General features: G+C 41.9%; 20 protein-coding genes and 1 pseudogene. 10 read left to right on the forward strand and 11 right to left on the reverse strand.

Going from position 1 to position 24789, the window contains the following annotated elements:
* Positions 1-274: 274 nt before the first annotated feature.
* Together BV372_RS31860 and BV372_RS31865 are read right to left on the reverse strand one after the other, a co-directional pair.
* On the reverse strand, positions 275-715 hold the full coding sequence (locus tag BV372_RS31860; RefSeq protein ID WP_143845418.1) for a hypothetical protein: 441 nt from the start codon (positions 713-715) through the stop codon (positions 275-277).
* Positions 716-868: 153 nt separating this feature from the next.
* Positions 869-2929, reverse strand: coding sequence for a TrkA family potassium uptake protein (locus BV372_RS31865; RefSeq protein ID WP_086691079.1), 2061 nt, complete (start codon positions 2927-2929; stop codon positions 869-871).
* On the opposite strand from BV372_RS31865, the gene BV372_RS38035 reads away from it, so the two are divergent.
* A complete protein-coding gene (locus BV372_RS38035; RefSeq protein ID WP_256973578.1) occupies positions 2918-3052 on the forward strand; it encodes a hypothetical protein in 135 nt (44 codons plus the stop codon). The two genes, BV372_RS31865 and BV372_RS38035, sit on opposite strands and share 12 nt — an antisense overlap.
* A gap of 13 nt (positions 3053-3065) precedes the next feature.
* Here BV372_RS38035 and BV372_RS31870 read toward each other — a convergent pair whose 3' ends face one another.
* Positions 3066-4028 carry a protochlorophyllide reductase gene (locus BV372_RS31870; protein WP_086691081.1) on the reverse strand — a complete coding sequence of 321 codons (963 nt, stop codon included), beginning with the start codon at positions 4026-4028 and terminating at the stop codon, positions 3066-3068.
* A 246-nt stretch (positions 4029-4274) separates the two neighbouring features.
* Here BV372_RS31870 and BV372_RS31875 point away from each other — a divergent pair, with 246 nt between their 5' ends.
* Positions 4275-5060 carry an S-layer homology domain-containing protein gene (locus BV372_RS31875; protein ID WP_086691083.1) on the forward strand — a complete coding sequence of 262 codons (786 nt, stop codon included), beginning with the start codon at positions 4275-4277 and terminating at the stop codon, positions 5058-5060.
* 132 nt (positions 5061-5192) lie between these two features.
* Here the strand turns inward: BV372_RS31875 and BV372_RS31880 are convergent, their stop codons facing one another.
* The gene (locus tag BV372_RS31880; RefSeq protein WP_086691085.1) at positions 5193-5462 is read right to left on the reverse strand and encodes a hypothetical protein; all 270 of its coding nucleotides are present in this window, start codon (positions 5460-5462) and stop codon (positions 5193-5195) included.
* Positions 5463-6416: 954 nt separating this feature from the next.
* Between BV372_RS31880 and BV372_RS31885 the strand changes: the two genes are divergently transcribed.
* Together BV372_RS31885 and BV372_RS31890 are read left to right on the forward strand one after the other, a co-directional pair.
* Complete coding sequence (locus BV372_RS31885; RefSeq protein WP_086691087.1) at positions 6417-6977, forward strand: hypothetical protein; 561 nt, start codon at positions 6417-6419, stop codon at positions 6975-6977.
* A 423-nt stretch (positions 6978-7400) separates the two neighbouring features.
* Positions 7401-8675, forward strand: a complete 1275-nt coding sequence (locus BV372_RS31890; RefSeq protein ID WP_256973579.1) for an IS110 family transposase — start codon at positions 7401-7403, stop codon at positions 8673-8675.
* A gap of 93 nt (positions 8676-8768) precedes the next feature.
* On the opposite strand, the gene BV372_RS35670 is transcribed toward BV372_RS31890, so the two are convergent.
* The 3 genes from BV372_RS35670 to BV372_RS38040 form a co-directional block, all read right to left on the reverse strand.
* Entirely contained in the window at positions 8769-9053 is a 285-nt protein-coding gene (locus BV372_RS35670; RefSeq protein ID WP_143845420.1) for a hypothetical protein, read from the reverse strand.
* A 319-nt stretch (positions 9054-9372) separates the two neighbouring features.
* Positions 9373-10323, reverse strand: a complete 951-nt coding sequence (locus BV372_RS31895) for a class I SAM-dependent methyltransferase (RefSeq protein WP_086691089.1) — start codon at positions 10321-10323, stop codon at positions 9373-9375.
* A gap of 62 nt (positions 10324-10385) precedes the next feature.
* Entirely contained in the window at positions 10386-10514 is a 129-nt protein-coding gene (locus tag BV372_RS38040) for a hypothetical protein (protein ID WP_256973580.1), read from the reverse strand.
* A 64-nt stretch (positions 10515-10578) separates the two neighbouring features.
* Here BV372_RS38040 and BV372_RS31900 point away from each other — a divergent pair, with 64 nt between their 5' ends.
* Positions 10579-11934, forward strand: coding sequence for a GTP-binding protein (locus BV372_RS31900; protein ID WP_086691113.1), 1356 nt, complete (start codon positions 10579-10581; stop codon positions 11932-11934).
* A 337-nt stretch (positions 11935-12271) separates the two neighbouring features.
* Here BV372_RS31900 and BV372_RS31905 read toward each other — a convergent pair whose 3' ends face one another.
* Both BV372_RS31905 and BV372_RS31910 read right to left on the reverse strand, forming a co-directional pair.
* Positions 12272-13879: a serine/threonine-protein kinase gene (locus BV372_RS31905; RefSeq protein ID WP_086691091.1), complete on the reverse strand. Its 1608-nt coding sequence runs from the start codon at positions 13877-13879 to the stop codon at positions 12272-12274.
* Positions 13880-14109: 230 nt separating this feature from the next.
* Complete coding sequence (locus tag BV372_RS31910; protein WP_143845422.1) at positions 14110-16320, reverse strand: outer membrane protein assembly factor; 2211 nt, start codon at positions 16318-16320, stop codon at positions 14110-14112.
* A gap of 426 nt (positions 16321-16746) precedes the next feature.
* Between BV372_RS31910 and BV372_RS31915 the strand changes: the two genes are divergently transcribed.
* Positions 16747-18111: a lipid-A-disaccharide synthase-related protein gene (locus tag BV372_RS31915; protein WP_086691093.1), complete on the forward strand. Its 1365-nt coding sequence runs from the start codon at positions 16747-16749 to the stop codon at positions 18109-18111.
* A 167-nt stretch (positions 18112-18278) separates the two neighbouring features.
* Here BV372_RS31915 and BV372_RS31920 read toward each other — a convergent pair whose 3' ends face one another.
* Positions 18279-18998, reverse strand: coding sequence for a response regulator transcription factor (locus BV372_RS31920; protein WP_086691095.1), 720 nt, complete (start codon positions 18996-18998; stop codon positions 18279-18281).
* A 424-nt stretch (positions 18999-19422) separates the two neighbouring features.
* Between BV372_RS31920 and BV372_RS31925 the strand changes: the two genes are divergently transcribed.
* From BV372_RS31925 to BV372_RS31940, 4 genes and pseudogenes are all read left to right on the forward strand, one after another.
* Positions 19423-19827, forward strand: a complete 405-nt coding sequence (locus BV372_RS31925) for a PAS domain-containing protein (RefSeq protein ID WP_086691097.1) — start codon at positions 19423-19425, stop codon at positions 19825-19827.
* A 593-nt stretch (positions 19828-20420) separates the two neighbouring features.
* A pseudogene (locus tag BV372_RS31930) lies at positions 20421-20847 on the forward strand (response regulator); the annotation flags it as partial.
* 190 nt (positions 20848-21037) lie between these two features.
* A complete protein-coding gene (locus tag BV372_RS31935) occupies positions 21038-22396 on the forward strand; it encodes a hybrid sensor histidine kinase/response regulator (protein WP_086691099.1) in 1359 nt (452 codons plus the stop codon).
* A gap of 48 nt (positions 22397-22444) precedes the next feature.
* On the forward strand, positions 22445-23572 hold the full coding sequence (locus BV372_RS31940; protein ID WP_086691101.1) for a hybrid sensor histidine kinase/response regulator: 1128 nt from the start codon (positions 22445-22447) through the stop codon (positions 23570-23572).
* A gap of 353 nt (positions 23573-23925) precedes the next feature.
* Here BV372_RS31940 and BV372_RS31945 read toward each other — a convergent pair whose 3' ends face one another.
* The gene (locus BV372_RS31945) at positions 23926-24381 is read right to left on the reverse strand and encodes a response regulator (protein ID WP_086691103.1); all 456 of its coding nucleotides are present in this window, start codon (positions 24379-24381) and stop codon (positions 23926-23928) included.
* Positions 24382-24789: the final 408 nt, after the last annotated feature.

A 24789-nucleotide genomic window follows, 5' to 3' on the forward strand; every position in this document is an offset into this window, starting at 1 on the left:
TCCTCCAGAGATGGGGGACGTTTTTTTATGGCAAAACTTTTCAGTACTGTTGACAGAAGTGCTGAAAAATTTAGATTAAAAAGAAGTAATATTTTAGACTCGTTAAACAAAGATACTTTATTTTTTTGCTTATCCCCGGCGATGGCATCTGCAAAAGATTGGTTATGAGCACATTTATCTTACTTTGCATACTGCGATCGCCGCATTTGAAGCCCGCGATCGCTATTTCAACAAGCAAACTGCTGAGTCAGACAAATAAGACTCAGGTTTTGTGTTAACATCCTGCATCCCCAACCACAGGAATTTTGACCTTTTGACCATTCTGTTTCACAGTAATAGTGCCTTGTTTGATGGCAACAGTCTCAATTTCGCCCTTAGCACCAAGTTTTACTGCAACGTCAACTGTAATTTTGCCATCTCGACTCCGAAAAGTCTGAAATGTCTTTTGTCCATAGAAAGCCTGGCCGTTAGCTTTAACACGATTAAATTTGGTAATTTTACCGTTTACCATCATCTCCATTGAGTTATTTGTCAAACCATTGAACAGAAGGAAGCGATTTTTATTTGTGCTACTCGGCTTCCATAAAGTCATTCCACAGCCATGTCCACTGATCTGATCGAATTTGAATTCGCCTACTTTGGGTAGTGCTGTAGCTTGAGCAGACTGAGCTATGAGAAAACTAGTAAACAAAGATATAACGGCAATTTTTTTCATTTTTATCAAAAAAATATAAACAAGAAATTGGGTTACCCCATTGGTTTGCACAACTTATTTACAGTAGAGGACTTGCAATTTCCTGATTACTATTTTATTTTCACCCGATTGGGTGACCCGAAACAGAAGCGCTATCACAATCCAAAATTGATATTAGCTATTTGGTGCTTGATCGATGAAGATTAAACTCGCCAAAACTTGTACTTTTCTTAGCTCGCGCACCAGAGACTGAGCTTGATATTTATATAGTGGTGTTGGCAACACTCCAGGTAGATTATTCATCCATTGCCTAGCAGTAGTGCAATTACATCCCGTAATCAAGGCTATTTCCTCTGCGCCATCAGCAAGAGCATTTTTAGTTAAAACTTTTTCAATCTGCACCTGCCAAAGGCGAGGCAACATTTCACCCCATTCAATTCGCTGTAAACCACGGCTTGTGGCTAAAACAATTAAGCGATCGCCAGTCTCAAGCTTGACATCATTCCAGAGCATTAATGAGTAATTGTCTTGGCGATATTTTTGGTAGAGAATCGGTACAACACTGTAGCCATGAGCTATTTCCGATAGCAGCAACCCGTTGAGAGTATCGCCCTCTTCGATGTTGTATTCCGTCACCATGACTATTTGATCGCTCAAGCGAAACAAGCTCAGAACGTTTTCTCCAAAAGCAGCACAAGCAAAGACTTCTGCTGACAAAGCCGCACCACATAGAACTTGAGCATAAGGAAACAGAGGGGCGATATTGTCACTAAAATGCCGATCTTGAGAACGGATAATTAAGCGGCTGGCGGGGTTCATTGCATGAGCCATCAGACCAATTTCCAGATTTTCCATGTTATCGTCGCCAACTAAAACGATGCTTTTGGCATGGGAGAGATTCGCTTGAGGAAGCGCTTCAATAGCATTACCAACAATCAGGGGCATATCTGCTAAAGCCTGTTGGTCGAGATTGGTAGGATGAATTCCCACTAACGGTTGGTTGAGATCTTGCAAAATAGCAGCCACTCTCTGCCCTAGCTGATTTAAGCCAATGAGTACCACATGGTTGCGTTGAGGGGTGGGAGGATGAGAGTTGAAAAAGTGGAATCTTGAAGTAACAAGAGCGTCAGTTAGCAGCGCATACAAAACTCCTACGAAAGCTTGACCTGTCAACGTCAGTCCCAAGCTAAACAAACGCAACCACCACGGCATATGGTCTGAGAGTTGTGCTTGTGATGCAAACTCAACACCGCCAAATAAATCTCCATATCCGCCCAAAAGCAAAATTGCTGTCGCATAGAAAGCTTCTTGGAGGGTGATTTGAGGATAATACAAGCGATAAAGAACTATTCCCACCAACCAAAGGACGAGTACGGTAATTGCATAAATTGTCGCAATTCGCCGAATTTGATTTTGGCTTTGGTAATAAGATTGCCAAAATCGCACTATTTTTTGTAAGACATTCTTTGGTGTGATGCTGTGGATAAGCTGTTGCCACTGCCACTTTTGACGGTGATACTTCTTTGTGTCTTGCTCAGATAAAGCCAGCTCGTATGCAACATCAATATAAACTAATGTGTCTCCCACCTGCACTTCTGCCTCTGGGTTCCACTCAAACAATTCTAAAAGTGGGTTAGATGAAACAGGTGTGTGACTCAATATGCGACGAGTTGTAAGATTAAGTCTATGTACTGGCTTGGCAATACACCAGCTATCCTTTGGTTGTACCTGATGCTCGATCACTTGTAACAGTTGCCCTTCTAAAGTAAAATATCCAATCGCTTCAGAATCGAGGGCAGTTAGAGCGAAAGCTTGAGCCGAGAGATGAGTAGGCTCAAAGGCAACAAAATTGCCGAGATTTTCGTACAAAAGTTTGTTGAAATTTTGTTTGTCAGAACGTACTATCAGGCGAACTTGCGGATTAAGACGCCTTGCTGCAAATGCAGCTTCTATATTCATCCGTTCGTTTCTTGTAACTAAAAGTATGGAACGACACTGGCGTATACCTGCCTGCTCTAAAACACTTGGCTGGCGGCAGTCTCCTATAATTAACCTTTCTAGTAAGCTTGGTACTTCTGGGACTTCCCAATGTTTGGGCTGTACATCGTCAATGGCGTTGACTTTAACATCGTACTCCTTGAGGACGGCAATACAATGTTGTCCTAAACTTTGGAGTCCGCATACTAAGAAAAGGTCTTGCTGTTTTGCCTGATTGGTAGTGCCATGAATGTCCACTTTCTGCTGATGGCAGCATTCACTACTGCTAACAGGATGTTTTTACTAGGATTATATCTCAGCGATCGCCTAATCTCTGAAAACAGCGATCGCAGGATTGAAAACCCGCGATCGGCATGGTAATAGACACTCTTGATTACGCAAGTCCAACCAACTTTGCGCTCAAATCCCACAGGCGTTCGGCTTTTTCATCATCACGAGCTTGAGGAGATACTCTTTGAACAAAGGATTTACCATCTTTCTTCTGACGATTTCCCCAACTCCAATAAGCACCAGACTGCTTGTACTCCGTATCGGCAATTACCGACGCAACTCGTTCACCAGACAATTCCTGAGATACGTATCCGCCAGTGATGTACTTCTGGAATAAGGGGAAGATTTTCTGGAACAGAGGATAGTGGTTACGGAATAGTGGAGTTTCTGCCACACAACCTGGATATAGAGAACTGAAGACAATACCAGTAGTATCGTGATAGCGCCGATGCAGTTCCCGCATAGTCAATACATTGCAGACTTTGCTATCTTTATACGCTTTAACAGGTTCAAATTTCTTACCGTCAATCATCGAGATTGGCTCTTTAAATCCTGCTGCAAAGCCTTCGAGATTTCCTAAGTCAGGACGTGGCGGAATCTTCCCACCCAGTTCGTCTGGGTTGTGCGTCACAGTTCCTAAAATGACAAGGCGGCGATCGCTATAGGATGACTTCTTCAGATCCTCAAGCAGGAGGTTGCACAGCAGGAAATGACCAAGATGATTAGTAGTCATAGTCAACTCGTAACCTTCTGGACTGCGCAACGGCTCTTTGATTAAAGGCATATAAATTGCCGCATTGCATAGCAAAGCGTCTAGGGTTTTGCCGCTGGCTCTAAAGTTATTCACAAACTGTCGAACACTGTCCAAGGAGCCTAGATCGATATGGATGATAGTGTAGCTGTCCTTGGGTATTCCTACAGATTGGGCAGCTGTTTCCGCTTTCGCTAAATCGCGACAGGCCATCACCACGTGCCATCCCTTGTTCGCCATTGCTTTGGCAGTGTATAAACCAACTCCCGAAGAAGCACCCGTGATGATAACTGTTGGCTTCCCATTCTGTGCCATTCTGTTTAACCTCCATTTAACGTGTAGACTTTATCTAGAATCTCACGCCAATGACTTCTATTGACACAATTCAACAGATTGTTATCTTCTCATCGAACAGCTAGACTCTTGGCATAGAAAGGCTTTGATGAATTGCATAGTTATGCTCTGAGACACCTACTAATTGCTCTGCAAAAATTGGGATAAATGCTTGCAAACTGACGAAAAAACACTCAAAATCCACTTTGAACATTACAATTCAGCATTATGGTAAATCAAGTCACGCCAATCGTGAACTTGCAACCCAGCAAATTAGTTAAGTTTTTACTCTTAACAACGTTGCTTGCAAGCCTGACAACCTTAGGTGCTAGCGCTCAAACTCCAACCCCTACACCCACCCCCAGTGTTACAGATATTAAAGGCGATCGCTATGCAACCGAAATTGGGCAAGCCGTTACTTACAAAATTATGAGTGGATTTGAGGATAACACCTTTCGTCCGCAAGCCAGTCTAACACGAGAACAGATGGTGTCGATGGTAGTGGAATCCTTAAAGCAAGCACCGCTGAAAAAAGATAATTTACCTTTTGACGAACCGCCACCACCCAAACTGCCAACAATACCTACACAAGTAACTCAAAATCCCTTTCCTGATGTGGACAAGACGCGCTGGAGTGCTGCCAAAATAAAGTATGTGCGGGACTTGGGAATATTTCGCGGCTATGCAGATGGCAAATTTCGCCCGACGCAAGCGGTTACCCGTGCGGAACTCGTGGTGGTTTTGGATGCAGCTTATCGCTACATCGTTGAACTGCGAGGTTGGAATGGTCGAGATCAGTTTGAGGGGGACAAACCAATCGATTTTAGCGATACTCAAAAACATTGGGCACGGGATACAATCCGCAATATGTCTGCCGCCTGTCGCGCCGCATCTCCTTTAAATGAGACAGGCACAGCATTTGCGCCTAATCGTGCTGCGCAACGCAACTATGCAGCCGCCGCGATTGTGCGAACAGCGCAGTGTTGGAGTATTCCAATGCGACCGCCTTCGTGAAGTTGTTGAGTAAGAATGTAGAGATGCGATCGCCCAATTTCACATAAGTTTCTTCCAAAATTAACTAAAACTAACTAAATATAGACAAAGGGTTCTAGTATCTGGATGTAGCTAGAACCCCTATTGCTTTAACTAGTTATAAATGAGGTTGCCGTTTTGGTGAAGTTGCAGCATATAGCCAGTTACAGAGTCTTTTAAAGTATTATGCATAGCCTTGCCAAAGGCATCTACATTCAACTTAGGAGGTTGACTAAATTGTCTATCGAGAAGTTGAGTTTGATATCTTTCTTCTATAGATTCATTGATCTCTTCTATTTCTATATTTTGTACATGATCTGGAGCAATGACGTGTGCTGCTATTTGTTCTTCTGTAATTTCAGCAGGAATATTGAAATATTTCATAATTAGTTTATCTTGTAATTAAATGATGAAGATATTGGAGTTTAGTCGCGAAAGTCTTATCCTGTAAGTAATGAATAAAATGCTAATGAAACTGCGCTAGCAATTATCCAAAATTCACAGAACGTTTAGCTGAAATGATGCTGACATTAGAAAATTAATTTATAGCTACTTATAAATAGCTCTCTGCAAGTAGCTTTGATTTTTACTTGTCTGTTGCATCTGTAATTATTAATCACTATGATTCAGGTTAATTACGCAAAATTATTATCGGTTTTGAAAAAATCTGGTATTTCTATGATTTCTTATAAGGTAAAGCCAAGCTCAGATTATGGAAATGAAAACTAGCAATGTCTGTCTTGAAAATAAGGCAGAGGGCAGGAGACAGAGGGCAGAAGGAAGGGGTAAGAATTTTCATGCTTGGTTGTGCCAAAACCTGGCGTGAATGGCTGTCTTGAAAAGTGACGCTCCTGCGTCGCTCTAAGCGTTGGCGCAGCCTCTCGCAGGGTAGCTATGCCGTAGGCTTTACGCTGCACTAACAGAGCGGTGGAAGTCGCCGCTACGACGGGCTAGGCTAAGCACATCAGTACCTATTCCTCAAAAATTTACAGAAACTCCTAACTACTACCTATTATGTACAGTTTTCCACATAGTCATAGAGTTTGGTGTAAGGCATAATAATAAGTAGGTCTGCAATGGTATTCTTAGATCCACCTTATAGAAGAAGCAAATATACTAGGCAAACCGCTTTAGAAGAATGAACCAAGGCGGTTTATTGTTTGGTGTGAACGTCGAGACTTGAAATTGAATCTTTGGCAGAGCGATCGCTTTCACTTAAATTTCCTATTTGCACCTGACAGCGGTTCACAAATCAAAATTTGGGAATAATACTCCACAGTAGACAAGTATTTTCTCTCGCATTGGCTATGGCTGAACCGCAGCCACAAGGAAAGCATCATGAATCACGGCAAAAAACCACCTCATAAACATTCCTCTGCTTCTTGGAAATGGTTAGCACGAGGTTGGCAAGGCGGTCTAGATGAATTGAGGAAGTGGAATGAACAACAGTTGGAAAACGAAAAGCGAGCTGTTGCCAATGCCCGTTTTCCTTGGCTAGCAGTAGCTGGATTATTTGTTATGTATCTTCTTACAGGTGCCTTGCTAACGATAGCTACAAGTGTCTGGGCATGGGGGTGGATGCTGTGGATTTTGGCAATTGGATTATCCCTATTACTCAACACCGCAGCCCTTGGGGAGTGGACATTTGTAGATGATTTATTAGTAGATAGCTTTTTCCTGAGTCTGATTGTAGGTTCGCTTTGGACTGCGATCGCTTTACCTTGGCATAAAACTGTTGAAGGTCTCGATGCCATTTTTCGACGTTGGATTTTTAGTGTTTTTCAAACAAATTACCTATCAGATATCTTGCGACAACTTGTGCCACTTTATTGTTTTATTATCTTAGTTTTTATAGAAGTGCTTGGGCTCTGGTTAGGTTATCAAGTTGCTAGTTTGTAGGTTAAGCTGTTACCTATTTAAATTGCACATTAACTAGGATTTCAGCGAAGGTATTGATAGATCTAATGCATATTGAAAACAACGCCCAAGCTTGTACCCAAGACTGTACCAAATATTATTGACAGAAAATATATTCCAGCTTTGTGCCAATTGTACTCACTGGTAAACATGGCCCGAAAAGCTGTTATGTAACCAATCAAAAATAACACTAAGTAGCCGTCATGAAGTGCGTACACCAGAACGCATGAAAAAGGGATAATAAAAGGAGCATGGTGTTCCACAGAGTTCGTTCGTTCTTGGTGCGTAAAAGCCTGTTAAGTAGCCAGAACCAGATACCCGCAAGAACCAGTAACTGTTGCGCCCTGTAAAGAGGAAAGCACGTAAGTCAGATTATGACTCATGGGTATCAACGGGCACTGTGCCTTGTCTGCAAGAGAGGGTGAGGTAGTTATGGAAGTAGTGTACTCCCGTTGTGCAGGTCTGGATGTCCATAAAAAGACAGTAGTGGCTTGTGCAATCACACCTAAGCCGAGTGGTGGTTGTCACAAAGAAATTCAAACATTTGGAACAATGACCAGCGATTTACTGCAATTGTCAGATTGGCTAACAGCGAGGGAGTGTACCCATGTAGCAATGGAGAGTACGGGAGAATATTGGCGACCAATATTTAATATCTTGGAAGCAAATTTTGAAGTATTACTGGTGAATGCTCACCACATCAAAAATGTACCTGGACGCAAAACAGATACCAAGGATGCTCAATGGATTGGAGAATTACTGATGCACGGACTGTTACGAGCAAGTTTTATTCCACCGATAGAGCAAAGGGATTTGCGTGACTTGATTCGCCATCGGACAAACTTTATTCGTGAGCGAGCAACGTTAGTCAATCGAGTCCAAAAGGTATTAGAAGGGGCTAATATCAAACTAGCGGCGGTGGTATCAGATGTCATGGGAGTATCAGCAAGAATGATACTGGATGCGATTGTCAAGGGAGAAACTAACCCACAGTTAATGGCTGAACTGGCATCCAAGCGTTTAAAGGATAAACGCGAGCCACTCATACAAGCCCTGGATGGAAAAGTGCGACCGCATCAACGTTTTATTTTGGCAGAATTACTTTGCAACATTGATGCCATTGATGAGACAATTGAGCGATTTAATCAACAAATCAAGGAGTATTGTTCCCCTTTTGAACAAGCAGTGGAGTTGCTTGATACCATTCCCGGTGTTGCCCGTCCCACCGCAGAATTAATTGTGGGCGAAATTGGTACGGATATGAGCCGATTTCCCACTGCTGAACATTTGGCCGCTTGGGCTGGTGTTGCTCCAGGTAATTGCGAGAGTGCGGGTAAACGACTTTCCTCAAAGATTCGCAAGGGTAATAACAACCTCAGGGTTGGACTTGTGCAGGCGGCTCATGCTGCCACACGAACCAAGGGTTATCTTGCGGTTCAGTATCGTCGTATTGCCGCCAGACGCGGTAAGAAAAGAGCGATTATCGCTGTTGCACATTCGATTTTAAAAATCGCCTACTACTTAATTTTGCGTCAGGAGACTTATCAAGATTTAGGAGGTGATCATTTCGATAAACAAAAGCCAGAGGCGACAAAAAAACGTTTAGTTAAACGTTTGCAAAAACTAGGATATGAAGTTTTACTGACTGAGCTACAAACTGCGTCGCCAACGCTCGCCTGATTGAAATAACCTGTCTTTACTTGAGTTCGGATTGTCAATCACAGTCTGTACAGACATTTTTTCTGCTTAATTTCAGCACAAAGTATTTTCAAGTCAGAATACCAGCATAATCAAATCGAAAATGCTGCCGCCTGAACTGGCAGAAGTGGATGTATTTCCAGATTCTGAGGACAACGTGTCAAAAATATATGCTAGTGAAAGCCCAGCGAAAGGTAGGAGAATCAAGCATGAGACGGCAGCAGAAATCATTGCCCATTGAATGCCTTTTTGCCAAGCGATTAGTAAAGCACCAGTGGCAAAAGATAGAAATAAAAATATCAATGTTGAGCGCTTGATTCGATGTTGCTCGGTGGAGAATCTTGTTTTGTTAAGCTTCATGGTTGCATTACTTTTCTGGTGAAGCCTTTGCTGGATAAGAGCAAAAAACCCCTGGTAGGCAGGGGAGGTATCAACTCTAGGAGGTCGTATTACAGATATCTATCACCCCATAGTCTCAAGATTATGCAAAGTTACAGAAAAAGATGCGCTTAGCGATCGCTGTCTTGAAAATAAGGCAGAGGGCAGATGGCAGGAGGCAGAAGGGGTAAGATTTTCTCGGGATCATCTAGCTTGAAAGTGCTGAGTTAAGAGTTATTCTCCTTGTCCTTTTGTCCTTTTCATGCTTAGGCATGAAACTTATGTCATTAGGACTGCCTTCTCATTCAGGCTTTCTAGCCACAATAGTACGATGGCGCGGATCGCTAGCCACGGTAACTGGTTGAGCAAAACCTACAGCCTGCAATGTTGCTTCAATATCAAAAGTGTAGTAGTCATCGCTCCAGGGTTCGGTGCTTTTCATCAATGTAAATAGAACTGGTGGCAGGTTTTGGATCACCTGGGATTTGGGGTTATTATCTACCAGTGCGATCGCTCCACCAGGTCGCAGTAATCGCAAAGCTTCTGCGAAAATTGCTTTACTGGCGTAGCTTGGAAGTTCATGGGTGACAAACTGGAGTGTTACCAAATCGAAGGAGTTATCTGGTAGTTTTGTATCTTCGGCTTGGGCGTGAATCCACTGCGATATCTCACTGTTTACATCGCGATCGCGAGCGACGGTGAGCATATATGGTGATAAATCAAGACCAACTGTGCGTACAGGATGACTCTGCTTTTGTTGGTAATATCGGTGTAGTGCTAGGGTAGATACACCCACTGAGCAACCCATATCTAGGATATCACGTACTTCCGGCGGCCCGTAGGTGGCGAGAACTTGATGAAAGCTGCCCCTCAACCGTGCATGGGCAACTTCCCAAGTCAGGTTTTCTTGCGGCCAAACCCGTAACGCCATTGAATAGGTAGCTGATTCCGTTTCAAAAGCCGCATCCCAGCAAAGGTTGCCTTCAGTGTAGGCGTGGAAAGGTACTTTGTAGTAGTCAGGATAAACAACATCGGGGTTAGTCACCTGCACCAACTGCTGTGTTACTCCTGATGATTTAAGTGCCTCATAGTTTTTGCGCCAGGGAACGCCGTTTTTCTCAGCAGTTTTGATGAGCACTTGCCTGGCTTGGTGTTTCATCAATTTATAGATGGGTTTAGTCTGGATTAGAAGATTGACGAACTTGGAGAGTGTATCTTCCCCAGCCCAGTCTGGTTTTAGCTTGTTGTTCATCGGCTTGCAAAAATAAAGGCAAGATAACTAATAGGTGGAAACCAACATAATTATCAGGTTTATCAGTTGCCCGTTGTCATTAAATAAAACTGAGTAACCTGACTGCTAACGGCGATCGCATCTGTTGTAGTACGTAGACTGAGTACCAGGAAATTGGCATAATTCCAAATGCGTAAGCCACACGCTGTCATGAGAATTTAGCGCAAAATAGAGATGTAATTTGTTCTCAATCTCACCTTGACTGAAGCCAACCCAGTGCGCAATCTGCAAGAAACTCATTTAAACCGTGCTCGTGCTAGTCTCCGACAAGCGTTGTCTTGGTATGGATATCTTCGCAAGTCAGGACATCTGTCATCTAACCCAGAATTGGCGGGTTTTGTAAAGCCAGAATTGGAGGCTTTGAGCACCACACTCAACAAGCTAGACTCGAATGTCATTAAAATTGCTGCTTTTGGTTTGGTGAGTCGGGGTAAATCGGCGGTGTTGAATGCTTTACTGGGGGATAAAATTCTCCAAACAGGCCCTTTAAATGGTGTGACTCAATGGCCCCGTTCTGTGCGCTGGCAACCAGGTGGTAAAGTACAAGTAGAATTAATTGATACCCCAGGATTAGATGAAATTGAGGGTGAATCAAGAGCACAAATGGCGCGGGAGGTAGCGCAGCAGGCTGATTTAATTTTATTTGTCGTATCTGGTGATATCACACGCACAGAGTATCAAGCACTACTGGAATTACGCCAGTCACAAAAGCCGCTAATTTTAGTATTTAACAAAATCGACCTCTACCCAGATACAGACCGAGCAGCTATATACCAGAATTTACAACAATTGGGAGCAGGACATCCTCAAGCCCAGCCTTTACTACCCGATGAAATTGTCATGGTAGCGGCGGAACCAGCACCAATGGAAGTGCGGGTTGAGTGGCCTGATGGTCGTGTGAGTTATGAATGGGAGACTCCACCGATCCAAGTAGAGGAACTGCAACAGACAATTCTGAATATTCTCAATCGTGAAGGGCGATCGCTGTTGGCGTTAAATGCACTCATTCAAGCACGAGAAGCAGAAGCCGCGATCGCCCAAAAAACTCTTGACTTACGCGAACAAGAAGCCGAAGATATCATTTGGCAATTTACCAAATATAAAGCTTTAGTAGTAGGGTTAAATCCCATAGCTTTGTTAGATATTTTGGGTGGAACTATTGCCGATTTATTGTTAATTCGTTCTTTGGCTCGGTTATACGGTTTACCTATCACCAGCTATGAAGCCGGGAAAATCTTAAAAACGATTTTGTTGAGTTCCGGGGGCTTATTGCTGAGTGAATTAGGTAGTAGTTTTTTATTAGGTTTAGGTAAAAGTAGTGTAGCACTAGCTAGTGGTGATAATCCGATCAATATTACTGCCTCTTTTGGAAGTGCGATCGCCCAAGCTGGAATCGCCGGTTATGGAGCCTACGCAGTAGGTAAAGCGGCACAGGTTTACCTCAAAAAAGGCTGCACTTGGGGTCAATTAGGTGCTAGCACTGTCATTCAAGAAATTCTCTCCCAAGTTGAACCAAACACAATTGTCTATCGTTTACGGCAGGAGTTAGGGGGACTAGGGATTGGGGATTAGGGAGAGTTTGAAAACACAAAGTAGTAGTGGAAAAGCGCTCGATAACAGTTAATATTATGTCTGACATACTTACTACATAGCTTTGACATTTATTTCACTTATTCTTCTGAATCAGAAGTCTAGTGCTTCATTGCATTAATGCCAGAATAAATAATGGTGCAATATATTGTAATCTTCAAATCATTTAGAAACTAACAAAGTATCTTATTTATACCTACCCCGACCTCAACTTGCCAAAGTTATCGGGGTAGCTTATTAAATTAGAACCTAATATTTTCAAAACACAGAACGTTTATCAGGTTAGAAGTGTTAGTTTGCGCTAATGATATGCAATTAGCTAATTATTCTCTTCTGGTGGTTTGTCTGGTAACTTCTCACCTTTCTGGGGTTGATTCTCTGTACCTGAATTTTGTTTTACATCTTGGGTTGGTACTACTACAGCAGGAGGAGCTGCTCCTTTAGTTTCTACTGGTGCTGCTGGTATTACTACAGGGTTTGACTGTTTCTCTGATTTTGGTGGGGCAGAATTTTTAGGAGTAGAAGATGAGTTATTTTCTGGTGCTGGTGAAGGAGTGGCATTACGAGATGACCTAATTGCTCGTAATTTTTCCACTAGAGATGATGAAGGAGAAGCGCTAGGTGCAGGTGAGGGTTGTTCAGGGTTTTGACGTGACGATGATTCTTCTTGAGAATCTCTATTGCGGCTGGAAGATTCTTCTTGATAAACACGGCGATTGCGCTTGCGCCTTGAAGAAGTAGAAACGGGTGCAGTTTCAGTTCCCGAAGTAGCTTGACTATCTTTATTTGTATCTGAAGGTGTAGTATTAACAACAGGTGTTTCCGTGGTTGGCTCTGTTGTGGGTTGGGCAAACAGCGGTTTTGAGGGTTGCGGTGGAGATTTTGGGAGCATACTTGTGATGCCAAAACCTGCTGTAGCAGCAACTACAGCAACACTAATGCCAAGAAATACCTTAGATGCCGCTAGTTTTTGCGCAAGCGATCGCACATTCTTGAGCGCTGATGATGCATCAATTTGATTTTTGGCAGTTCTCTTGAGAGAATTTTCCTGTTCTGCGACCGATAAATTGATAGTTGCTACTGTGTGAGTTGGTACAGATTGCGGTACTACATTTACCCCATCACCTGGTAACAGCTTCAGCCACTCGGTAACTGTCGACGGACGAAACCGAGACTCTACCGCCATCCCACGCATGACTGCTTGATTGACAGCAGCACTGAGGTGGGGTTGTAGTTCGCGAGGAGTTGGCATTTGTTCGCGATCGCGCAGTAGTGCTGGCAGGGGAACTTGGGCTGTCAACAATGCATATAATGTAGCTGCCAAGCCATAAACATCTGTGGCGGGTGTGCGTGGCGCTTGTGTTAAATACTGTTCAATGGGCGAATAGCCCTCAGAAACTATACCTGTGTGTGTTTGTCTTACACCGCCATTAAATTCTCGGGCGATCCCAAAATCAATCAGTACAACTTCCTGAGTTCCTTGGCGAAGGATGATATTATCTGGTTTGACATCCCGATGCAGCAAACCGTTGTTATGTACTACTTGCAACGCTGCTGCAATTTGCCGGATGTAATGAATTGCGGTTGCTTCTGGTAACGGTATCCCTGGTAAGACAAATGCATCTCCCAAGGTATCGCCGGGAATATACTCCATCACCATGTAAGGCAGCGCTGCTTCGACAAAAAAGTCGCTTACCCGCACAATATTTGGGTGGACACAAGTAGCTAATCGTCTGGCCTCATCTTGGAATTGACGCTCGAACTTGGCAAAATCAGGATGTTGTCGCAGTCGTTCATTAATGGTTTTTATCACTACTTCCTGACCTAAGTAGTGATGCGTAGCTTTGAAGGTAATACCAAAGCCACCGCGCCCGATTTCTTGATTTAGGGTATATTTTCCACCCTGCAAAGTTGTACCTGCTAACATAAAGATTTTTGAGTCCTGAGTCCTGAGTCCTGAGTGAGCAGATAAGTACTGAGTCCTGAGTTTTAAGGCTTTTCCGAAGAAATCGCTTCCCCCCTCAGTGGGAAAAACCTCCCTATTATCGCAACAGTTTTGTCTTTTTAATAATACATTGACAAATGAAATGATGAAGTATGAAGTGTTAAGGAGCTAATCCTGACTTCATACTTCATCCTTTATCCTTCAAACTTTTTCTAAAAACGCTGACCGATGCCGAAATGCACTCGGCTTTCGCCTTGATCGTTAATACCATAGTCAGCCCGGATTAAGCCTATGGGAGAGTCGAAGCGTACTCCTGCGCCATAACCAAAACCGTTACCTGGTTTACCCCGCGCGCCTGCTGGATCTCCTAAGACAGTACTACCAGAACCTAAATCTGAAGCATAGTCAGCAAAGAGTACACCTCCTACCACTGACACTATAGGAAAGCGGTATTCTGCTGAAGCCAAAACATAACTGCGACCATTGCCAACTTCCCCAGTATTGTAACCGCGCACAGAATTAGAACCACCCAAGTTAAAGGCTTCATAAGGTGGCAAATTCCCCAGCACTGTACCAGCTTGGACATTTAGCGCAAATACTTGTGGTTGTTTGCTGCTAAATAACTGTACTGGCACATATTGGCTAAAATTCGCTTGTAAGCGATTCATGGAAATATTCCCTTGACCAATAGGAACTGATTGTTCTGTACTTAGCCTGAGAAGCGAACCTTGAGTAGGATTGATGGGGTTATTCCGTCGGTCTTGGCTGGCGGTAAAAGATACTGTAGTTAGGTCATCAATACCAGTACCACTCGCACTTAGAGCATTTCCTTGAGCGTCAGTTGGTGTAACATTACCTTGGCGATCGCGAATACTGATGCGATTGTAATTAAATCCTAAGGATGTATCCCAATCGTCTATTGGTCTTTGAAAGCTAACACTACCGCCAATCCTACCTTCTCTGGCTCTATCCCCATTTGCTAGGGGAATTTCGTCATCAAATGTTAGCGACAGTTCCCGGCGGCGAAAGGCATTGATAGTATATCCAAGGCGATCGGGGTTTGTTTGCCGATAGGGACTGTTAAATTTGGTATCAAACTGGAAGTCACGCAAGCCTACTCCCACATTCAAACCTAAAGTATTGTTAACACCCCCAACATTCTGATCTTGATAGTTTAACGTGCCTAAAACACCTTGGTCGGCATTATAACTACCACCCACGTTCACAGCCCGGGCCCCAGTTTCTTTGAGTTCGTAGACTAAATTTACCTTTGTCGCATCTCCTTCCAAAGCCACATTTACAGTCTCAAATAAGCCAGTGCGATATAGCTGTTGAACATCTTGGCGGACAGTATTTTCTTGAAATACTTCACCAGGCTTGAGCTTGAGTTGTTGGCGGATAAAATCTGGTTTAGTACGTCCCGCCACAGGATTACCTTTGCTATCGACGGTTTTGCCATCGTCGTTGATAAAGCGAAACTTGATATCGCCTACTAAGCCTTCCGCTACATTGATGGTGAGAATTCCTTCGCGGCTGGGTTTAATTGATAGCACCCTAGCCAGGTTATAACCATTATCGGTATACCACTTATTAATTTGTTGTACTGCTTGCTGGAGCGCTGAGGGACTGATAACAGTGCCGATTTGAGATTGGAACTGTGCTTGCGCCACTTGATAGGTAAGCACCTTAGCACCAGAAAGTTGCAGCGATCGCACTACTACTGGTTGTACTTGATACACTACATTCAACCCAGAAGAAGTAATGTGGCTATTGACATTGGCACTGGTAAATAAACCTGTATCCAAAATTGCTGCCACATCTGTTTGTAACTGGCTTTGACTGGTATTCCCCCCTTTTTGGGTTTTAATTACCTTCCGAATTATCTGCTGTAATTCGTCACTTGCTCCCAATATTTGCACATCTGTAGCTGTGAGAACTAAATTATTGTCGGTAGTAGCAGGAGTAGCTGGAGGAGTAGCAGGAGCTTGAGTTTTAGGGAGCGTAACTTTAGAATTCCCCTGTGTTCCCTTTTTCAGAGAAACAGAAGCAGAAGAAGAGGATTGTGGGATTAACCGCGCAGTAGGAAGTACAACTTGTAAATTCTTCTTGTCTCCCTTGCCCTCCTTGTCCCCTCTGTTCCCCTGCTCCCCTGCTTCCTTCTTTGGCGTTAACACTACTGAAGAATTGTTATTAACACCTCTTTGCACAACCACAGGACTTTGCGAAAATTGTTGAGAAATTACGGTTTCCGGCGCTGAAACTGCTTCTAAGCGTGCTGGCGAGTCTTCAATTACCGGAACTACCAATTTACTTGCTTTTTCAGGTTGAATGGCATTTGTGGTAGGTGCAGCCATTGCTTGCTGAGCGGCATTATTAGCCGCCAATGTCGCTAAAGTAAAAATTGCAGCAGAAGAAACTCGCATAATATTTAGCCTATATAGCCTAATTAACTGGTAATTATTTGTAGCGAGGTTCGTCAACGGGGATAATACTAACTTCCAGCTGCTTAAGCGAATCTTATCCCCATTCCTACCTCTTTATCTACACAGACATTTAATTATGATTTTTTGTTTCTTGCAGCAATCTCCTTTAGATTTTGAAGATAATAGACTTTTTGGAAAAATCTGCATCAAAGAAAAAGGAACTACAGATAAACACAGATGCACACAGCGAAAAGTCTGAGCGAAGTCAGCCTCCGCTCAGAACTTTTCAAGACAGATAAATATCGGTGTTTATCTGTGTGCATCTGTGGTTTGATATTCAAAACATCTACCTATCTCCTAAACCTTCTTTCTTCTCTGTTTCCTACCTCTTTTTATAAGTTCACGAATCCAATAGGATAGCTATATATGAGTGATGTATCCCGGTTATCTGTAGTTTCCCACCAGCAATCTCTGGCTTCTCGGTTGCAATTACTCGTTTTAAGTAATGGGCATGGTGAGGATATAATTGCAGTCCGGATTTTGCAAGAATTATTGCAACAATCAAACCCCCCAGATATTTTTGCTTTACCGCTGGTGGGTGAAGGACGCGCTTACCAAAATCTAGATATTCCTGTGATTGGTTCAGTGCGTACTATGCCTTCTGGTGGTTTTATTTATATGGATGGACGCCAATTGGTAAAAGATGTACGTGGTGGTTTGTTGCAACTGACTTTAAGCCAAATTAAAGCTGTACGTCGTTGGGTTAGTAATCAAAAGAAATTAGGTAATAAGAGGGCTATCCTAGCTGTAGGAGATATAGTACCGCTATTATTTGCAACTTTTAGTGGTGCTAACTATGCTTTTATAGGAACAGCGAAATCAGAATATTATGTACGCGATGAAATTGGGTTGTTACCACGCAAAACTAAAGGTGCAAAGTGGGAAAATTTTTCTGGTTCGATTTATCATCCTTGGGAACGGTGGTTGATGAGCCGTCGCCGTTGTCGGGCGGTGTTCCCTAGAGATTCACTGACGGCAGAAATATTACAAAAGTTGCAAGTTCCAGCTTTTGATTTGGGTAATCCGATGATGGATGGCTTGGAACCGTCGTTTCCCACCGCACGGTTTTATACTGCGGATGTGCAACAGCAAGAAATCACTCGTCCTCTGGTTGTGACTCTGCTTCCTGGTTCCCGTGCGCCCGAGGCTTACAATAACTGGGAAGTTATCATGGTTGCGGTGTCTGCATTACTCACCAGTTTTCGGGAGCGAGATTCAGTTTTCCACACTTCTGGCACGGTGGTGTTTCTGGGGGCGATCGCTCCTGGTTTGGACTGTAACATTTTATCCCAAACTCTCACAACCCAAGGCTGGCGACCCCACTCAGAGTCTCCTGTTAAACTTCCCGATGAAAATATATTGACATTTAAGCAAAAAAATGCGTATTTAGTTCTGACTCAAAATGCCTATAACGACTGCTTACATTTGGCGGATTTTGCGATCGCAATGGCAGGAACAGCAACAGAACAATTTGTAGGTTTAGGAAAGCCTGCGATCGCTATTCCTGGTTCTGGTCCTCAATATAATCCTGCTTTTGCTGAAGCTCAAAGTCGTCTTTTAGGCCCATCCTTGATTTTAGTAGACCAACCAGGCAAAGTTGCCAAAGTAGTGCAATCCTTGTTCAATAATCCTGACACCTTGCAGTTAATTGCAGACAACGGTCTACTGCGGATGGGTAAACCAGGTGCAGCACAACGCATTGCTGACTGTTTGCAGTCGCAACTGGGGTAAATATAGCTTTACTACTCCCACTGCTGTTAGCAGTGGGATTTTTTTTATTAATAGAAAAATCTCTTTCATAGAAAAATGAGCTGCTAAACTTGTTAGCTTCATTTTTCGCAGTCTGCAAATTGATACCAAGTTGGTCAAGACTGTTCATCCCGAATTCCAAATTGATATTACCCAACTAAACCAGAACGTAAAGCACGAACCGCCGCTTGGGTACGGTCATCAGCGCAGAGTTTATTGAGGATGTTACGAACGTGGGTTTTAACTGTACCAACTGTAATGTAGAGTTTCTCGGCAATTTGACCATTGCTACACCCAGCGACAATCAATTCTAGAATTTCTAATTCGCGTTGAGTTAGTGGATAGGTTTCTAAAACTTGCTCGTACTCTGATGCCAAGGCCTCTATTTTCACAGTCTTTGGCTTATCACTTGTAGGAGCTTCCCCAGGCAAACCTTGCCGCATCTTCCGCAATACTACGTTAGCGATCGCCGGATCGATCCAAGAGTTACCAGTATAAGTCGCTTGGATCGCCTCAGTCAATCTACTGATGCTGGTTTCTTTCATGTAATAAGAGTCTGCCCCAGCCGCAAAAGCAGCCAGTACTGCATCCTCTGTATGATCCATTGTCAGGATGAGAATCTTGGTTGCCTGTCCGGTTTCGGCTTGCTGGCGTTTAAATTTGCGGGTAAGTTCAATACCATCCATATCTGGCAAGCCAATATCAACAACAGCTACATCTGGCTTCGCGGTTTCTAAAAGTTTTAATCCTTGGGTGGCATTTGCTGCTTCACCTATGACTTTCAGCCCACTTTGAGACTGGAGTGCAGCTCGTAGCCCCATACGGGTGAGATCGTGATCTTCTATTAAAATAATGCTAATTTCACTCATTGCAACGCTCACGTTTTTCGACTCCAGCTTGGCAAATACTAACTTATGTAAGGTATTTATTTGTTTTTCCCAAACCAAAGATAGATGATATTTACACTAGACTGCATCCACCGATAGAAATAATAAATTTGCTATTTTTGGTACTAGATAGATGTAAAAATCTAGCCGCAGATGTATAGATAGTTTACGATAAAAATTGAAAGATTGAGACAAAATTCTCCTAGTCCGATGCTTTCGTCTTTAGCCAGTGAGTGATAACTCATAAGGATTTAGTCTAGTAATCTAGTTTGATTCGGGAAAAAATGACCTACTCTTGAAAATTAAGCAATACCACGCTTTTTCCCTATTGCCTACCTCTACAAGTAAGTTCATTAATCATATAGTAACGCTATACTATATTTCTCATATCAAAACTCTAAAATAAATGGAAAATTTTAAACAAACTCAAGCTGTCATAGAAGAAATTGAGCGACCCGTAAGAGCTATATTTAATCAAACTTTTGAATTCATTGCCTTAATGGAGCTAGATGGTGTTCTAATTGACATCAATCAGACAGCGTTAGATTTTGGTGGTCTCACTAGCAACGATGTGGTAGGTCTGCCGTTATGGGAAGCTAGTTGGTGGAAAATTTCCAAAGCAACCCCAACTAAAATACGAGAAGCGATCGCTACTGCTGCTAGTGGAGAATTGGTAGCTAATCAAGTTGATATCCTGGGTGCAGGTAATACAATAGCGACCCTTGATTTCACCATCCGCCCGATTAAAAATCGCAGTCAGCGGATTGTGCTATTAGTCTTCAAAGGTCGAGATCTGACTAAAACCAAATAACCTCAGCCGCATCAGCAACTCAGCTATCAGCCGCAAATCGCCACATAAAAAACGCTAAATTGTTCTTGCAACAGTAAGCTGAGGAACTGATACGTTCCAAACTCTAGACTCAATCTCGCGATCGCAAAAAAAGCACCAGAATTGATTTGGCGATTGTCAAGAAAATTGTCAAACACAAGGAGGTGTAATTATTTTAGGAATCCCTATATTAATCAAAATAGCACTTTCTGCTTTAGCTGGCCCAAGCAAACTGATGAGTAAAGTGGCTCAAGCTTATGGTACATAATGTTAGTGTGCAACTCACACCAATGACTGAGGACAGGATCTCATCTGCTCATTTAGAATTGGTGTTGAAGCTTGATGCAAGTATTTTATTTTACTCTGTATCGGCTACGTCTGCTTTGGAGGGTCAATAACCGCCAGTTTTGTTAATTGCTAATGATGACAGAGCTTTGGTGAATTGATTTTGGATAGGGATTTTCGATAATCTCTAGCTCTGAATACGCAGGCTCTGCTGTATTAGGTAGTTAATGCCTATATACAAGTAAGTTAACCCAATTGCGTATAAAACAGTATAAGTTTGCATCGGGAAAATGTCGGAAATAGTGATTAACACACTACTAGTGGAGGACGATGAAGTTGATGTCATGAATGCCTTGTTGATATTCATGAAATGTTAATCTTACCAACCCAGTTTATTGGACACGTAATGGAGTAGAAGCGCTCAATATGCTTCGTGGCAATAGTGCTCAACCTCCAGATATTCCTCTAAAACAGCGCTTGGTTTTACTGGATTTAAATATGCCGAAAATGGGCGGGAGCGAATTTTTTCAAAAATTACGTTCTAACCCGATATTAAGAACAACTCCTGTGGTCGTAATGACGACCTCAAACCAAGAGCAAGACCGAGTAGAAGCTTACAACTTAAGTGTTGTTGGCTAGATCCTCAAGCCTGTCACTTTCTCAAAGTTTGTAGAAATGATGGCAACTCTCAACAGGTATTGGATTCTGTGCGAAATGTCTGAGTCAACCAATACCGAGGTAATAGACACTCGGTTTTTTGATAGGAGGTTGGGAATTAACAGTAGCCCTGATGATGAATAATTATAGTGAGCATTATTCAATCTTAAATCTAAAATTATTTAGTTTAAAAGTTTGAAAACATTAATGCTAAACATCAGCCTGTATTTGACAGCGAAAATAAAAGCCGATGGAAGAGACGCTGAGAATTTTGGTTGTAGACGACGATGAAGTAGACCGCATGACAGTGCGTCGGGCCCTGACTAAAGCAGGTGTACCAATAGAACTGTCAGAAGTAGGCGTCTGCAATGATGCGATCTCTACCCTCAGAAATACTACCTATGACTGTATTTTTCTCGACTATCGCTTACCAGACCAAGATGGCTTGACCTTGATCCAAAAGTTACGCTCTTTGGAAATTAAAGTTCCTATAGTAGTGCTCACTGCTCAAGGAGATGAAAAAATCGCTGTCGAGCTGATCAAAGCTGGTGCTACAGACTATTTATCCAAAGCCAGGGTATCTTCAGAAACACTGACACAGGTTTTGCGGAATGCGATGCGGGTGCATCAAGCTGAAATGCAAGCAGCTTTGGCACACCAACAGCTAAAAGAAACTAATGAGCAACTAACTCGTAAGAACCAAGAACTAGAAAGACAAAGGCAACAAATTCACCTCCAAAATCTCAGATTATTAGAGGCATCACGGCTAAAATCGCAGTTTTTAGCAACTATATCCCATGAGTTACGAACTCCGATGAATGCCATAATTGGCTTTTCTCAGATTTTGCTACGTCCTAAATTTGGTCAGCTTACCCATCAGCAAACCGATATGGTAGAACGTATCCTCAACAATGGTAAACATTTGCTGATGCTATTAAATGAAGTGCTAGATTTTTCTAAGTTGGAAGCAGGACGTTTCGAGTTAAAGCCAGAATTATTTGATTTACCAAAGATAATTGAAGTTACCGTTGCTGAAATCCGTTCCCTAGCTGAAGCAAAAAAGCTATCCTTGGTAGTTGATATAAATTTACAAAATCCTCTAGTTTTTAATGACTCAAGTCGTGTACAACAAATTTTAGTTAACTTACTTTCTAATGCTATTAAATTTACAGAGTCTGGTAATATTTGGGTTGAGGTGACTGAAATACCCCAAAATCAAGTAGCAATTACCGTGCGGGATACGGGTATTGGCATAGCTTCTCGGGACTTCAAAATAATTTTTGAAGCTTTTCGGCAAGTCGATCAAAGTATTACTCGGAAATATCCTGGTACAGGTTTGGGTTTGGCGATTGTAGATTCTTTAGTCAGAATGATGGGCGGTAAAATCATTCTCAAAAGTCAATTGGGCGTTGGTTCAATGTTTAGAATTGAATTGCCACGTCAAATAACAGTATCTAATATAGCAGTTGATGGTACAGTATTAAAATTTGATAGTGATTATATTATTTGCTCGGCTCAAAATCCCCACCCATCTGATTTTCAACCCAACCAGAACCAGCATTCATCTCATTCTCAATCTAATAAAGTATCGATGACTTCTCCTAATTGAAAATTATAAAATTAAAATTAATTGTAAAAAGTTAACTTGTTATAAATCATGTCTGTTGTAGAAAATTCTCAGATTGATCGTATTCTTGTCGTTGATGATACTGTAGACAATCTTATTTTGGTGCAAACAATTTTGGAAAGTGAGGGCTATAAGATTGACTTAGTAGCAGATGGAATAGCCGCTTTGCAAAAAATTGAACAATCTCCACCCGATCTAATTTTATTAGATGTGATGATGCCGGGGATTGATGGTTATGAAGTCACACGTCGCATTCGCAATAACCCGGACAAAAAAAGCTATATTCCAATTCTGTTGATCACTGCCTTTCATGAATCTAGCGTTGTTGAAGGACTGGATGCTGGTGCTGACGACTTTATCCGTAAACCATTTGATACTGACGAACTATTAGCAAGAGTGCGATCGCTGTTGCGCTTGAAGCATAGTCTTGACGAGCAAAGAAAGATGGCGCGTCAAAGAGAAGACTTTGTTTCTCGCCTCACTCATGATTTGCGAACTCCCCTAGTAGCTGCCGATCGGATGCTCAATTTGTTTCTGGAAGACACCTTCTGTAAAATTTCGCCGGAAATGAAACAGGCAGTTAGCGTCATGATTCGCAGTAATCAAAATTTGACGCAAATGGTGAATACTCTCTTAGAAGTCTCTCGCTTCGAGGCTGGTAAAAAGACCTTAAACTGGGAGAGTAGCAATCTGATAGAGACAGCTCAAGAAGTAGTTAGCGAACTTACTCCTCTAGCTATGGAGAAAAATTTAACTTTAAAAGTAGACACCCATGAGTTAGATCCAATACGAGAAACATCTGGTGTAGTTATGGGTGATAGCTTGGAATTACGAAGAGTTTTGAACAATTTAGTGGGCAACGCTATTAAGTTTACAGATACAGGCAGCATAGAAATTCGCTTTTCGGAACAATTAGCCGAGGCAGGACAAAGTTATCTCACTATTGAGATTGAAGACACAGGGTATGGCATTGCTCCTGAAGATCAAGAAACGATTTTTGAGCGATTTCGCCAAGGCAGAAATAAACGCTCAGGTAGCGGTTTGGGGCTGCATTTATCGCGCCGAATTGTAGAAGCACATGGTGGAAATATTGAACTCACCTCTGTAGTCGGTAAAGGCAGTATATTCAAAGTACGATTACCGAAAAATACTGCCTAAGTAATTTAAAATTTAGAATAAAGTCCTGATTATCTAGGGCTACTTAAAATCAATAAATTTTCTATAGAATACCTATGAAATTTTTTGACATAAACGTAGCACATGGTATGCATTGCTTACTATATGCTATTCTTGTTGAAAAATAATATGCAAATTAAATTTTTAACAGCTGATTAAATCGGTAGAGATACTATATTCAACGTCTCTAAAATCCAAAATATTTTATTTATATAATAAAAATTGCGAAATGTTTAATAATATGTTGGGAAAATAACTAGTTAATTCTGTGGTTAAATTAGACCACAAAGCATAACAAATTCACTTAATTTCCCTTGCCTATTTTAAATAGAGAATTACTCTCTACATAACTCAAAAGCTGATTGAGAGTTACGCTTACCACAGAGTAAACGACGGATTATGGTTTCTAATTCCTCAATCATATAAGGTTTACTTAGATAGGCATCAAAACCAGCCATTAGAATGCGTTCTTTATCCTCTTTGCTCGCTAAAGCTGTGACAGCAACTACGGGAATTTCGCAAGTGATTGGTTCTTGCTTTAAATAACGTACCACCTCGATACCGCTAAGACTTGGCAACAAAATATCTAATAAAATCAAGTCTGGCTGGTATTCTTTTGCGACTACTACCGTATTGGTACTGTCTGTTTGACAAATGAATCTACAGCCAAAGGAATCTAGAGCATAACTAATCAACACCAAATTATCATCATGATCTTCTACCGCCAAAATTAAAGGCTTTTGAGAGTTGTACTTCTTTTCATCACTCATGAATGAATGTGTTAAATACATTTCTTCTCCTGGGCATACATATAAGATTTATTCTCTTTAGTAAATAACAACAAGCGTATTAATTCAGCATTCACTTCCGTTTTGCTTGCTTGTAGTTGAAAAAATTTACTAATGAAACAGTCATTGAGGCTAAGAAACCTAGATTGAATCTGTAACAGTACTTTAGATATTATAAGCAAAACTAAAGAATATTTTTATATTTGCCTTATCCTGACTTTCAATTGCTAGGAAACTATATAGATTTTAACTTGCTTATAACGTTCGGTATATTTAGTTTTTTAGTAACTAAATATACACAAACTTAGAAAATAGCAATTAGATATATTATTTCAGTCCTTGTCCCGCAGGTTAGAGGTTATTTATAAAGTAAAGCTTAAATCGTAGGGTGCGTTATAGCAACGCTTAACG

The organism is Nostoc sp. T09, assembly GCF_002154695.1.
Taxonomy (GTDB): domain Bacteria; phylum Cyanobacteriota; class Cyanobacteriia; order Cyanobacteriales; family Nostocaceae; genus Aulosira.